Here is a 12,021-nt window from a genome sequence, read left to right on the forward strand (position 1 = left end):
CGGTTCACGGGCCTATAGCTCAGGCGGTTAGAGCGCTTCGCTGATAACGAAGAGGTCGGAGGTTCAAGTCCTCCTAGGCCCACCACACCCCGTCCCGGGGCCTTAGCTCAGTTGGTAGAGCGCCGCCTTTGCAAGGCGGATGTCAGGAGTTCGAATCTTATCTCCAGCTGACAGGCTCGGTGAGGGGTTGACCAGCAGGGATGCTGTGGTGGACATGTCCACCACGAGGTCGTAGTTTGGCGGTGGGGACGGTGCCCAGCAATGGGTGCACAACCACACACGGGGGCTTAGCTCAGTTGGTAGAGCATCGCCTTTGCAAGGCGAGGGTCAGGGGTTCGAATCCCCTAGCCTCCACAGATATGTTGAATTGCTGACGATGTCATCAGCGAGGAGCCCCCAAGGCCACCGGCCTGGGGGCTCCTCGCGTCGGTAGGGCCATAGGTGACGTAGAGGTGACGACGTCCCGAGACCTGTCATGTTCAGGCTCTAGAATAGAGACAGCTGAAGCCCGGCTCGTTTGCAGACGAACCGGGCTCCGCTGAACAACTGAATCACCGCTCCGAGGGCGCGAGCCCTCGATACCGTGACCGTTGCGAATGTCTTTGGATGACGACTCCGATGGTAGACGGTGTGCGCGGGTTCGCCAAACACCGGAACGGTAGGTGTGGGCGAGCGATGCGGACCTCGGCGTGGTGGCTCATCCACAACGCCTTGAGGAGGCACCGTTGACCAACGACAGTTGCGACTCTGATCGCACTACCGATTCCACCAGCACTGAACGGACAGGTGAGGCCCGGCCCATTCAGGTCGGGCAGCACCGGCTTGAGGGAATGTCGACGGACCTGTTCGTTCAGGTCCCGACGACCTTGATCGACCCGACTCGCGCTCTGATCGCGGCGGAGGGTGTCGGCGCGGTTTTCACCGTGCCGTGGCAGTCCCGGACCCACCGCTCCGCGGTTGCGAGGACCGCGGCGGATCAGACCCGCAAGAAGTGCCCCGACGCAGCCTTGCTGCTCGACGCGAACCTCTACAGCGGCCGGCAGCGGAAGATGGCGACGGCGGAGCCGACCCGCGACTGGATCACCGTGCAACGTAGCGCGGGCCTGACGTGGGCATTGACCGATTCCGGCTATGTGGCCAAGGGCGACACCGCCGGGCTGCGGACCACCTTGAAGACGGCGGCCCGCTTCGGTGGACAGGTGATCGCGGCGCTGCCGATCGCGAGCTGGTGGCTCTCGCACGCCGCCGATTCGCTCCGGTCTGAGATCAACGCGCACGGCATCCCCGTGGCGTTGATGGTCGAGGACACCGACGACCCGTTCGACCGGACGAACGTCGTGACCGGGCTGGTGCACGTCCTCACGGCAGATGTCCCGGTGCTGCTACTGCGCAGTGACACGGCGGGATTGGGGGCGCTGGCGTACGGCGCCGCGGGCGCGGCGCTGGGTTCGTCGACGACGTACCGGCACATCTACCCCGACATCGGCGGGGGCGGCAGCAGCGGGTCGGTGTCGTTCATCCTCCCGGAGCTGCTGGCGTACACGTCGCTGACCGCGTTCGAGCGGCACTACCTCAAGGACGAGTCCCACGCCGCGTGGTGCTGCGACTGCGCACTCTGCGGTGGGCGGGACCTGACCTGGATCCGCACCGCCGACATCCCGAAGGCAGCAGCGTTCTCCCATTCGGTCTCCGCGGTCGCGATGCTCGGTCGCGGATTGGCCACCGCTATCGCCGCGCACAACGGCCCGCAGGCGTGGACGGCGATGTGCGAGGCCGCCCACGAGAGCAACATCGAGATCGAGCAGCTCACCGGCGGGGACTGGAAACGTAAACGAGCCCTGTCCGCGTGGATCGGCGCTACGCCGGAGCCGGCTGCGGCGTGATCGACACCCCTGTCGCGAGGGCGTGAGCGAAGAGCCGCTCCTCCCAGTACCGCACCGCGACGATCCGCGGCGGATCGGCGACCTTCGATCCCCGCACCAGCAGTTCCTCGCCGGCGTGAGAGGTATGCACGACACTCACGTCGGCGAGGTCCGCCGCCGTCAAGCTCAGCGCCGTGGGGCGCCGCTCGGTCAGCACCACGGTTTCCCCGAACCCGCGAAGTTCGCTGGCGACGTACAGGGCCCTCTTCCACTGCCCGGTGGCGACGAACCCGACGATGCTCAACGGTGCCGCTGGCGGCGCGCCAGCGCCTTCCGCCGGGCACATCTCCCACAGCTCGAGGACCTGCGCGTCGAGCATCGGTCCCGCCCCGGCCGACATCCGTTCGGCGATGCTCGGCGACCATCGGACCACCGGATACCCGCGAAGCCCCGACAGTTCGGTCCGTGGCAACACCGACACTGAGCGATCGAGGACGAGCTCCGCAGCTGCGACCACGGCCGGGTCGACCAGATCCGCCGGCGCGACGGCAGGGACGTCGAACAGGGGGAGCTGACCCGCCTCTGCGTGGATTGACCGGGTACGTCGCCGCGCCGTCACTGGTCTTCCTCTCCCACGGGCGCGGGCTCCGGCGCGATGACCCGCGACGCGGCGAACAGATGAATGCGGTCCTCCAGGGCCAGGAACGCCACGACGCTCCCAATGTCCAGACCGACCGAGTCGAGGACCGCCGCCGGCAGCGCGATCTGTCGCGACGTCCGCAGCCGCCGCGGACGATCCGGGTTACCTCGTACGGACGGCTTCGTCCCGCGCGGGCCGCGAGTGGGAATGATCTCGACGATCCTCTGGTCGGCGACGACACCGATCCGGACCCACGAAGGCTGCCGCACTCCGGACGCCTTCGCCACCTTCGCTGGGATGGTGATCCGGCGGAAGCTGTCGATCGTCCGGGGACCCGTGGGAAGCATACTGCTGATTTTAGCAGTCAAGGACCGAACAGTCACTGGTACTGCGGATTACAGCGCATGTTCCTCGTGCCGACCGCTGTCCCGCTAAGGCACGGAAGCGCCGTCGTCGAGGGCTTCGAGGACGGCGCGGAGGAACTCAGCCGCAGTGAGGGGGATGCCGCGTTCGCGGAGCTGTTGCTCTAGCTGCTGCTCGATGTGGTCCACGCGTGTCGATCCTGCCGCAGGCGATCGTGCTGGTGCTGTGCCGGGGAGCCTCGCGACGGTGTCGTGCAGCCACTACCTGCGCGCGAGAGGCGCGTTCGCGCTAGCAGCACGTGGCCAGGACGGCCCGGAGCGCTTCAAGGGAGTCAGGTTCGGCCCGGTAGAAGACGTTGATCCCGCGCCGCTCGGAGCTGACGAGGCCGGCCTTCTTGAGCTGGCTCAGGTGGTGACTGACGGTCGCCGACGACAGGCCCACCGTGTCGGCGAGGTCGCCGGTGCTGATTTCGCCTGGACGTGCGGCCATGAGGATCGAGATCAGCTGGATCCGGGCCGGGTCGGCGAGGGCCTTGAGGCGCAGGGCGAGCTCGAGTGCCGCGGCCTCGTCCATCACGCCGGCGGCCAGCGGAGCACAGCAGATCGGGGCGCTGATGTCGACGACGGGGAGCGTCTTGGGCATACGCTTCAATCTACCTACTCGTTGACATATGTCAAAGCGTGGTCTAGAACTGAACGAGCAACAGTTAGATGTATGTCGAAGCCTCGGAGGTTCTCATGTCCCGCGTCCAGCTCGCCCTCAATGTCGATGACCTCGATCAGTCGATCGCGTTCTACACCAAGCTGTTCGGCACGGGCCCGGCGAAGGTCAAGCCCGGTTACGCCAACTTCGCCGTCGCCGACCCGGCGCTCAAGCTGGTCCTGCTGGAGAACCCCGGCCAGGGCGGCAGCATCAACCATCTCGGCGTCGAGGTGGACTCCAGCGACAAGGTGCACGCTGAGATCGCCCGCCTCACCGAGGAGCAGCTGTTCACCGAGGAGGAGATCGGCGCCACCTGTTGCTTCGCCACCCAGGACAAGGTCTGGGTCACCGCCCCCGACGCCGAGCGTTGGGAGGTCTACACCGTCCTCGCTGACGCCGAGACCTTCGACGGCGGACACACTCCGGCGACGACAGCCGAGGACTCCGAAGCGACGCCGGCCGCGTGCTGCACCCCTGCGGCGGCGAACTGCTGCTAGTCCGCCCTCGATCGATGGCCGTCACCGCTTCGGGTGGCGGCCATCGACGCGGTTACCAGAGAGCGCTGGCGCGAAACGCAGTAGCGGGCCGCACTGCGCTGTACCGGCTGGTTCTCGCGGTCGGCGTCCCCCTGGGCGGAGGCTGCGCTGGAGGAGAGGCATCTGCGGTTAGGCGCAGTCGCGTGGGTGGAATCCCTCGATGCGGTCGATCGGGGTAAAGACAGGGCAACCGACTTGGTCGTTTCGGTTGAGGATCACGTTCGATGCCGCCATCACTTCGCAGGCTGCGAGCCCGCGGCTAGCGGCGAGCAGCATGGAAAGCCCGTAGAACGTTGCTGCCGCCGGCGGGGTGAGCGCGAAGAACGCGAAGAAGACCAGCGTGTTAGTGGCCATGGCCCACGCGCCTGTGACCCGCAGTGGTGCCGAATCACGACCCCGAAGTACAACCGCGAGGGTGATCGCGGCAGGGACCAGTGCGACCGCGATGATGAAGTCGATTGTGGAAGGTCCGATGATGATCCCGGCTCCCACGAAAGCGGCACCGATCACTGTCCGGGCGGCGGTGCCCCATCGGCCGATCTCTCTTGTCCTGCGTGCGAGGGGCGATTTCACTGTGTTGGTCATTGGGCGGTTCCTTCGTGCTGATCCGGCGAGCAGCATCCGGCCTGTCGGGCTGTGTCCGGGCTGATGAGCGCTTGTTCAGCGAGAGCTTTCCCGAGGGCGTGCGCGTGGGTGATGTCGAGGAGTTGGTTGCCGGGATTTTCGCGCGTCCACGTTTGGGCATCGTGTGGGGAGGCGAAGAAGTGCACTTGGTTGCAGAACGACGTTCGAAGCGAGCTGAGGTCATCGGGGTCGACGAGCGATAGCACTGCGGTGTCGGGTTCGATGCTGGTCACGGTGTCTGCCGTGACAGAGATTCTGATCGTTTGACCGCTCGCGGGTGAGGTCGACTCGATGGTGGCTGACTGGTTTAGGAGTGTGGGGAAGATCAGGGTGTCGAGTGCGCACCACGTGAACAGTTCGTGACCTGCGACGGTGAACCGATGCGGGGTCGGACGGAGGGTCAGTCCTTGCCCGACTATTTGGTCGCGATCGTCGTATTCGGTGTCGGCAACGGATTGGAGTCGTTCCCGTACATCGGGTTCCGACAGTCCGGCCGCAGCTGCTAAGTCCTCTACGCTGACGGGGTTTCCCTTGGAGAGGAGCCTGAGTAGGGGAACCAGGACTGCCGGATCGAGGCCGGACCCCTCGGGGGTGATGAGTCGATCGAGTGGATTGGTCATTGTCTGGGACTTCGCTTGCGGATCGGTGGAATCAGGAATTAGGAAGCGCAGCAGGAGAGCTGGGCGATGTCGGTGCTGAAGGATTGTGCGGCGATTTTGATGCCCTCGGCCATGGTCAGGTAGGGCGCCCATGTCCGGGCGACCTGCTCGACGGTCATCCTTGCTTCGAGGATGTAGACCCCAGCGGCGGCGATCTCGCCGGCACTATTCGCGACCGCCGAAATTCCGAGGACTCGATGACTATCGGAGTCTGCGATGAGCTTGATGAAGCCTCGGGTATCTCGGTCAACTTGGGCCCGGGGTACGTGAGTGAGCGGAAGAAGCGAGCTCGTGTACCGGATTCCGCTTGCGAGGGCCTGCGTCTCGGTCATACCGACGCTCCCGATTGCCGGACTGGTGAACATCACGCGCGGCAGGTGCGTGTAGTCCAACGACCGCGGGGTCTGTCCGAACATGTTGTCGGCGACCGTTGTGCCTTGCGCGGCTGCGACATAGACGAACTCGGGATGGCCGGTCACATCGCCCGCTGCCCACACACGCGGGTTTGATGTTCTGAGCTGATTCGACACGAGGATCGCGCCGCTGGTGCTCGTGTCGACTCCAACCGTCTCCAGATTCAAACCTCTAGTATTCGGGGTTCTGCCCGTCGCGACGAGCAGCTTCGCCGCACGGAAGTCGCCTTGTCCACCAGGGCTGGAGGCGGTCACGACGACCTCACCCGCCTCGGTGTCGACCGAGGTCGCGGTCGCGAGCTGCACTACCTCGATGTGCTCGTCAGCGAGCGCTTCCAGGAGAGCATCTGCGACGTCAGCATCTTCGGCCGAAGCGATCCTGGACCGCACCAAAACGGTTACCTTCGCCCCCAGTCGCGCGAAGAGTTGCGCCTGCTCGAGCGCGATGAACCCGCCGCCGATCACTAGGAGTGATTCCGGGACTGCGGTCAACTCCATCGCGGTCGTCGACGTCAGGTAGTCGACCAGATTGAGTCCGGGAATCGACGGAATCGACGGTTGGGCCCCTGTTGCCACCAAGTACCGTCGAGCAATTATCGTCTCGGTAGTCCCATCGGGAGCTGTGACCACCAGCGATGGCGCTGCCCGCGTTCCCGCGAACGCGGCCGCACCCTGGACGCGGCGCCAGCCGTACGAGTCCGCAACGGCAACGTACTTCTCTGACCGCATCGACTCTGCCAAGCGCCGTGTCCCCGCCGCCAGGGCGGCCATATCTACCGGCACGGCGGTCGCACCGACCCCCGGGAACCGGCCAGCATCAGAGACCGTGTGCTGTGCCTGCGCCGCGGCGATCAACGCCTTCGACGGCACGCAACCGGTATTCACACAGGTGCCGCCGAAAGTGCCTCGCTCGATCATCACCACGGACTTGCCCATGGCTGTTGCGCGGATCGCCGCCGCCATCGCTGCAGCACCCGAACCAACGATCGCAAGATCAAACTCTTCACTCATGTCACCATCATCAACCCTCCAGTACCCTTGAAGGTCAAGCCCAGAATCCGGACAGGGAGGACCCGATGCGGATCGGAGAACTCGCCCGCAAATCTGGCGCCACGCCATCGACGCTGCGGTACTACGAGGAAGCGGGGCTCCTCCCTGAACCGGGACGTACCGCCGGTGGATACCGCAACTACACCCCCGACGCCATCGGCATCGTGCAATTCATCAAGAGGGGGCAGGCGGCGGCACTCACTCTCGCGCAAGTCAAAAGAATCATCGACATACGCGGCACCGGCCAAGCCCCATGTGATCACGTACGCGACCAGCTAGACAGGTCGATCCACCACCTCGATCAACAGATCGCGGAACTGATCGCACTGCGCGACAACATCACCCACCTACGCCAAGCTGCCGAACACACCGATCCGAAGTCGTGCGCTAGCGAAGATATCTGTCGCTACCTATAACCCAGACACGCTTGTGTCCAACATCGATATCTGTCAATATTGATGTGTGTCGAATTCGATTCCGTTGACCGATGTGACCGTGCGGTGCTCACCGCTGGTCCGTGAGCCTCTGTCGGAGGGGCAGTCCGTCGACCTCGCGGCGGTGTTCAAGGCCCTGGCCGACCCGGTCCGGCTGCGCCTGTTCAGCCTGATCGCCAGCCACGAGGGAGGCGAGGCTTGCGTGTGTGACATCTCGCCGGCGGTGGACGTCTCGCAACCGACGATCTCGCACCACCTCAAGGTCCTCAAGACCGCAGGCCTGCTCGAGTCCGAGCGCCGCGCCTCGTGGGTGTACTACCGCGTCATCCCCGAAGTCCTGTCCTCGCTCGCCGGGATCCTGCAGTCCGGTGACCCCGCCATCTCGTTGGAGGTTCTTTCGTGACCAGCCCCGCCCCGACGACTGAGCATCAGCCGGTCGTCGGCAAGCTCTCCACCCTCGACCGGTTCCTGCCGGTGTGGATCGGTGTCGCCATGGTCGCCGGCCTGCTGCTCGGCCGGATGATCCCCGGGCTGAACACCGCGCTGGAGAAGATCCAGGTCGACGGTGTCTCGCTGCCGATCGCCCTGGGCCTGTTGATCATGATGTACCCGGTGCTGGCGAAGGTCCGCTACGACCGCCTCGACACCGTCACCGGCGACCGCAAGCTCCTGCTCGGCTCCCTCTTCCTGAACTGGATCCTGGGCCCGGCGCTGATGTTCGCACTCGCCTGGATCTTCCTGCCCGACCTGCCCGAGTACCGCACCGGCCTAATCATCGTCGGCCTCGCCCGGTGCATCGCCATGGTGATCATCTGGAACGACCTCGCCTGCGGCGACCGCGAAGCCGCAGCCGTCCTCGTGGCGCTGAACTCGGTGTTCCAGGTGATCATGTTCGCCGTCCTCGGCTGGTTCTACCTCTCGATCCTGCCCGGCTGGCTCGGCCTCGAACAGACCACCATCAGCACCTCGCCCTGGCAGATCGCCAAATCCGTGCTGATCTTCCTCGGCATCCCGCTCCTCGCCGGCTACCTCTCCCGCCGAATCGGAGAGAAGACCAAGGGCCGCGACTGGTACGAAACGAAGTTCCTCCCCCGGATCGGACCATGTGCCCTCTACGGGCTGCTGTTCACCATCGTCATCCTGTTCGCCCTGCAGGGCGAGCAGATCACCTCCCGCCCGTGGGACGTCGCCCGTATCGCCCTGCCGCTGCTGGTGTACTTCGCCGTGATGTGGGGCGGCGGGTACCTGCTCGGCGCCGTCATGGGACTCGGCTACGAGCGCACCACCACGCTCGCGTTTACCGCCGCCGGCAACAACTTCGAGCTCGCCATCGCCGTCGCGATCGCCACCTACGGCGCCACCTCCGGCCAAGCCCTCGCGGGCGTCGTCGGGCCGCTCATCGAGGTCCCCGTCCTGGTCGGCCTGGTCTATGTCTCGCTGGCCCTGCGCAAGCGCTTCCCGCTGACCCCGTCCTCCACCGCCGCGACCGCGGATCCGTCCAGGAGTGTGAACTGATGTCCGACAATACGATCACCGCCGACACCGAATCGGCCACGCCGAGCGTGTTGTTCGTGTGCGTGAAGAACGGCGGCAAGTCCCAGATGGCCGCCGGCCTGATGCGCAAGACCGTCGGCGATGCCGTCGAGGTGCACTCGGCCGGCACCAAGCCCGGCTCCGTGGTCAACGGCCTGTCCGCCGAGTCGCTGGCTGAGGTCGGTGTCGACATCACCGGCGAGACCCCGAAACCGATCGACCCGGCGCTGCTCGCCCGGGTGGACCTGGTGGTCACTCTCGGCCGGGAAGCCGTCGTCGACACCCCGGACGGTGTCGCGTTGGTCAACTGGGATACCGACGAGCCGTCGGAGCGGGGCATCGACGGGATCGAGCGGATGCGCCTCGTGCGCGACGACATCGCCGCCCGCGTCACCGCGCTGGCAGCCGAACTCACCACCCGGTAGCGACCGAGCAGGCCGGGAAGCCCGAGAAGCGGGAGAAAGTCGGATGAACGCCAACGCCACGACCGAGTCGGCCGGAACACCGGAACTGCTGATGTCCCAGGCCCTGCTGGCGCGGACCGCGGAGCGGCTCGCCGCCCAGTACCGCGGGATCGTCTCCGAGCAGACCGTCGAACGGGTCGTCTTCGAGTCCTACACCGCGCTGCGGCGCACCGCCCGCATCCACACTCACCTGGTGACTCTCGCCGGCCGGTTCGCCGCCGAGCGTCTCGCCGCCCTGGCGCAGTCGACCGGTGCGAGCACCAAGACCGTGCCCGAGGTGCTGTTCATCTGCGTCCACAACGCGGGCCGCTCGCAGATGGCTGCCGCGCTCCTGACACACCACGCGGCCGGGGCGGTGCACGTACGCTCCGCCGGGTCGCTGCCTGCTGCGGTGATCAACCCGATCGTCGAGCAGGCCATGACCGAGGTCGGGCTCGACCTGGCCGCTGAGTTTCCCAAGCCTCTCACCGACGACGTGGTCGCGGCCGCGGACGTGGTGATCTCCATGGGCTGCGGCGACGCCTGCCCGGTCTACCCGGGCAAGCGGTACCTGGACTGGCAGGTCGCCGACCCCGACAACCACCCCATCGAGACCGTCCGCCTGATCCGTGACGACCTCGACCGCCGCGTCAAAGACCTCCTCGCCGAGCTCCATCCCACGATCACCTGACCCACCCCTTTGATCGACGTGCTCGACGGCCCCGCTCACCGCCGTCAGTGCCGCTGTGCCTGCTCACCCTCATTTGCCTGTTCTTGGAAGGGAACCGACACCCCATGTCTGCACGCAAGATCATCGCCATCGGCGGATCGGACGCCGGGATCTCCGCCGCCCTGCGGGCCCGCGAACTCGACCCCACCAGCGAGGTCACCGTGGTCGTCGCCGACGCCTACCCGAACTTCTCCATCTGCGGCATCCCGTACTACGTCTCCGGCGAGGTCACCCACTGGAGCAACCTCGCCCACCGCACCGCCGCCGACCTCGCCGCCACCGGCATGACCGTGCACACCGACACCAGAGCTACCGCGATCGATCCGGCCGGACACCGCCTGACCGTCACCGGCCCGGACGGCGCCGCCCGGGACCTCGACTACGACGTCCTCGTCATCGGCACCGGCGCTGTGTCCGTGCGGCCGCCGATCACCGGCCTCGACCACCTCGGCCCCGCCGACGGCGTGCACCTGCTGCACTCGATGGGCGACACCTTCGCCGTGATGAACACCCTCACCACGAAGGACCCGAAGACCGCGATCATCATCGGCGCCGGCTACATCGGCCTGGAAATGGCCGAAGGTCTCACTGCCCGCGGCATCACCGTCACCCAGATCGAAGCCCTCCCTGAGGTGCTCCCCACTGTCGAACCCGAACTCGGCGCCCTCGTCCACGATGAACTGGTCCGCAACCGGGTCGACGTCCGCACCCACACCCTGGTCACCGCGGTCGACCGCACCGACACCGGCGCCCTGACCGTCACCACCAGCAGTGACGGCCAGAGCGATCACCTCACCGCCGATCTCGTGCTCGTCGTCGTGGGCGTGCGCCCCGACACCGACCTCGCTGCCGCAGCGGGCGCGCAGCTCGGCATCAAGAACACGATCGCCGTCGACGAGCAGATGCGCACCAATCTGTCCGACGTCTTCGCCGCCGGCGACGCCGTGCACACCCACCACCGCCAGCTCGGCATCACCTGGCTCCCGCTCGGCACCACCGCGCACAAGCAGGGCCGCGTCGCCGGCGAGAACGCCCTCGGCGGCACCGCCCGCTACACCGGCTCCCTCGGCACCCAGGTCGTGAAGATCTTCGACCTCGTCGCCGCCCGCACCGGCCTCAAAGAGACCGAAGCCCTTGCCGCCGACCGCGGCTGGGTGCCGGTGTCGACGACCTCCACACCGGACGATCACAAGGCCTACTACCCGGGTGCCACCCCCATCAGCATCCGGATCACCGGCGACCAGAACACCGGCGCACTACTCGGTGCCCAGCTCATCGGGCACCGCACGGCCGAGATCTCCAAGCGCGTCGACACCTACGCCACCGCCCTGCACCACGGCATGAGCGTCGACGCCCTCTCCGAGCTCGACCTGTCCTACACCCCGCCCCTCGGGTCCCCGTGGGACGCCGTGCAGGTCGCCGCCCAGAACTGGGTCCGCGAGCACCAGCTGCACCATCAGCGCAGCGTCCTTAGCCTGAACAGGTGACCACCAGCCCCCACGACTCAACCGGGTCCGCCGCACGAGCGGCGGACCCGGCGATCGTTGCGATGCGGCCCGAGCATGGGCCACAGGTCCTCGCGATTTACCAAGCCGGCATGGACACCGGCAACGCCACCTTCGAAACCGCCGCACCCGGCTGGACGGACTTCGACCAACGACACCTACCTGAGCACCGCGTCGTCGCCCTCGCCCCAGGTGGGCAGGTCGCCGGGTGGGTTGCAGCGGCGCCCGTCTCGGGGCGCTGCGTCTACGCCGGCGTCATCGAGCACAGCGTCTACGTCGACTCCGGCCACGCCGGGCAGGGCATCGGAGCCGCGCTGTTGCAGGCCCTCATCCAGTCCGCCGACGCTGCCGGGGTGTGGACCATCCAGACCGGAATCTTCCCCGAGAACCACGCCAGCCTGGCGCTGCACCGGGGCGCCGGGTTCCGCACCGTCGGCACCCGCGAACGCATCGGCCAACGCGACGGCCGTTGGCGGGACGTGGTTCGCATCGAACGCCGACGCTGACTACCGCCGACCTGGACTTAC

The 12,021-nt window shown here is 66.6% G+C and carries 15 protein-coding genes and 3 tRNA genes; 12 read left to right on the forward strand and 6 right to left on the reverse strand.

Features of this window, described 5'->3' with window-relative positions; all coding sequences use genetic code 11:
• The first annotated feature begins 8 nt into the window (after positions 1–8).
• From LB823_RS00300 to LB823_RS00315, 4 genes are all read left to right on the forward strand, one after another.
• Positions 9–85, forward strand: a tRNA-Ile gene (locus tag LB823_RS00300).
• Positions 86–104: 19 nt separating this feature from the next.
• Positions 105–166 (forward strand) — tRNA-Ala (locus tag LB823_RS00305).
• A gap of 115 nt (positions 167–281) precedes the next feature.
• Positions 282–354: transfer RNA gene (locus LB823_RS00310), tRNA-Ala, on the forward strand.
• Between the two features lie 308 nt (positions 355–662).
• Positions 663–1,883 (forward strand): hypothetical protein, encoded by a 1,221-nt coding sequence (locus LB823_RS00315; protein ID WP_224644781.1) that lies wholly within the window; start codon positions 663–665, stop codon positions 1,881–1,883.
• Here the strand turns inward: LB823_RS00315 and LB823_RS00320 are convergent.
• From LB823_RS00320 to LB823_RS00330, 3 genes are all read right to left on the reverse strand, one after another.
• Complete coding sequence (locus LB823_RS00320; RefSeq protein ID WP_068570220.1) at positions 1,858–2,481, reverse strand: hypothetical protein; 624 nt, start codon at positions 2,479–2,481, stop codon at positions 1,858–1,860. The genes LB823_RS00315 and LB823_RS00320 overlap by 26 nt on opposite strands.
• On the reverse strand, positions 2,478–2,849 hold the full coding sequence (locus LB823_RS00325; protein WP_068526168.1) for a hypothetical protein: 372 nt from the start codon (positions 2,847–2,849) through the stop codon (positions 2,478–2,480). Before LB823_RS00325 ends, LB823_RS00320 begins: the two co-directional genes overlap by 4 nt.
• A 304-nt stretch (positions 2,850–3,153) precedes the next feature.
• Positions 3,154–3,507, reverse strand: coding sequence for an Rv2640c family ArsR-like transcriptional regulator (locus LB823_RS00330; protein WP_068526167.1), 354 nt, complete (start codon positions 3,505–3,507; stop codon positions 3,154–3,156).
• A 95-nt stretch (positions 3,508–3,602) separates the two neighbouring features.
• On the opposite strand from LB823_RS00330, the gene LB823_RS00335 reads away from it, so the two are divergent.
• Positions 3,603–4,064, forward strand: a complete 462-nt coding sequence (locus LB823_RS00335) for an ArsI/CadI family heavy metal resistance metalloenzyme (protein ID WP_068526166.1) — start codon at positions 3,603–3,605, stop codon at positions 4,062–4,064.
• Between the two features lie 168 nt (positions 4,065–4,232).
• Here the strand turns inward: LB823_RS00335 and LB823_RS00340 are convergent, their stop codons facing one another.
• The 3 genes from LB823_RS00340 to merA are packed head-to-tail and all read right to left on the reverse strand — an operon-like array spanning position 4,233 to position 6,810.
• Positions 4,233–4,688, reverse strand: a complete 456-nt coding sequence (locus LB823_RS00340) for a hypothetical protein (protein WP_224644782.1) — start codon at positions 4,686–4,688, stop codon at positions 4,233–4,235.
• Entirely contained in the window at positions 4,685–5,347 is a 663-nt protein-coding gene (gene merB, locus LB823_RS00345; protein ID WP_255602707.1) for an organomercurial lyase MerB, read from the reverse strand. The genes LB823_RS00340 and merB overlap by 4 nt, the downstream gene beginning before the upstream one ends.
• Before the next feature lie 38 nt (positions 5,348–5,385).
• Positions 5,386–6,810 carry a mercury(II) reductase gene (gene merA / locus LB823_RS00350; protein ID WP_068526164.1) on the reverse strand — a complete coding sequence of 475 codons (1,425 nt, stop codon included), beginning with the start codon at positions 6,808–6,810 and terminating at the stop codon, positions 5,386–5,388.
• Positions 6,811–6,875: 65 nt separating this feature from the next.
• On the opposite strand from merA, the gene LB823_RS00355 reads away from it, so the two are divergent.
• From LB823_RS00355 to LB823_RS00385, 7 genes are all read left to right on the forward strand, one after another.
• Positions 6,876–7,265 (forward strand): heavy metal-responsive transcriptional regulator, encoded by a 390-nt coding sequence (locus LB823_RS00355; RefSeq protein ID WP_068526163.1) that lies wholly within the window; start codon positions 6,876–6,878, stop codon positions 7,263–7,265.
• 46 nt (positions 7,266–7,311) lie between these two features.
• The gene (locus LB823_RS00360) at positions 7,312–7,686 is read left to right on the forward strand and encodes a metalloregulator ArsR/SmtB family transcription factor (protein WP_068526162.1); all 375 of its coding nucleotides are present in this window, start codon (positions 7,312–7,314) and stop codon (positions 7,684–7,686) included.
• On the forward strand, positions 7,683–8,798 hold the full coding sequence (gene arsB / locus LB823_RS00365) for an ACR3 family arsenite efflux transporter (protein ID WP_068526161.1): 1,116 nt from the start codon (positions 7,683–7,685) through the stop codon (positions 8,796–8,798). The genes LB823_RS00360 and arsB overlap by 4 nt, the downstream gene beginning before the upstream one ends.
• Positions 8,798–9,241 (forward strand): low molecular weight phosphatase family protein, encoded by a 444-nt coding sequence (locus tag LB823_RS00370; protein WP_068526160.1) that lies wholly within the window; start codon positions 8,798–8,800, stop codon positions 9,239–9,241. Before arsB ends, LB823_RS00370 begins: the two co-directional genes overlap by 1 nt.
• 43 nt (positions 9,242–9,284) lie before the next feature.
• The gene (locus LB823_RS00375) at positions 9,285–9,950 is read left to right on the forward strand and encodes a three-helix bundle dimerization domain-containing protein (protein WP_224644784.1); all 666 of its coding nucleotides are present in this window, start codon (positions 9,285–9,287) and stop codon (positions 9,948–9,950) included.
• A 104-nt stretch (positions 9,951–10,054) separates the two neighbouring features.
• Positions 10,055–11,476, forward strand: a complete 1,422-nt coding sequence (locus tag LB823_RS00380; protein ID WP_068526158.1) for an FAD-dependent oxidoreductase — start codon at positions 10,055–10,057, stop codon at positions 11,474–11,476.
• 110 nt (positions 11,477–11,586) lie between these two features.
• Positions 11,587–12,000, forward strand: a complete 414-nt coding sequence (locus tag LB823_RS00385; RefSeq protein ID WP_224644785.1) for a GNAT family N-acetyltransferase — start codon at positions 11,587–11,589, stop codon at positions 11,998–12,000.
• The last annotated feature ends 21 nt before the right edge of the window (positions 12,001–12,021 follow it).

This window comes from Tsukamurella sp. M9C (assembly GCF_020169415.1).
Classification (GTDB): Bacteria; Actinomycetota; Actinomycetes; order Mycobacteriales; family Mycobacteriaceae; genus Tsukamurella.

Excerpts from the sequence above, each read along its gene's own strand:
- LB823_RS00325 (WP_068526168.1), bottom strand. The coding sequence starts at position 2,849 with ATGCTTCCCACGGGTCCCCGGACGATCGACAGCTTCCGCCGGATCACC.
- LB823_RS00330 (WP_068526167.1), bottom strand. The coding sequence starts at position 3,507 with ATGCCCAAGACGCTCCCCGTCGTCGACATCAGCGCCCCGATCTGCTGT.
- LB823_RS00335 (WP_068526166.1), top strand. The coding sequence starts at position 3,603 with ATGTCCCGCGTCCAGCTCGCCCTCAATGTCGATGACCTCGATCAGTCG.
- LB823_RS00340 (WP_224644782.1), bottom strand. The coding sequence starts at position 4,688 with ATGACCAACACAGTGAAATCGCCCCTCGCACGCAGGACAAGAGAGATC.
- merB (WP_255602707.1), bottom strand. The coding sequence starts at position 5,347 with ATGACCAATCCACTCGATCGACTCATCACCCCCGAGGGGTCCGGCCTC.
- merA (WP_068526164.1), bottom strand. The coding sequence starts at position 6,810 with ATGAGTGAAGAGTTTGATCTTGCGATCGTTGGTTCGGGTGCTGCAGCG.
- LB823_RS00355 (WP_068526163.1), top strand. The coding sequence starts at position 6,876 with ATGCGGATCGGAGAACTCGCCCGCAAATCTGGCGCCACGCCATCGACG.
- LB823_RS00370 (WP_068526160.1), top strand. The coding sequence starts at position 8,798 with ATGTCCGACAATACGATCACCGCCGACACCGAATCGGCCACGCCGAGC.
- LB823_RS00375 (WP_224644784.1), top strand. The coding sequence starts at position 9,285 with ATGAACGCCAACGCCACGACCGAGTCGGCCGGAACACCGGAACTGCTG.
- LB823_RS00380 (WP_068526158.1), top strand. The coding sequence starts at position 10,055 with ATGTCTGCACGCAAGATCATCGCCATCGGCGGATCGGACGCCGGGATC.
- LB823_RS00385 (WP_224644785.1), top strand. The coding sequence starts at position 11,587 with ATGGACACCGGCAACGCCACCTTCGAAACCGCCGCACCCGGCTGGACG.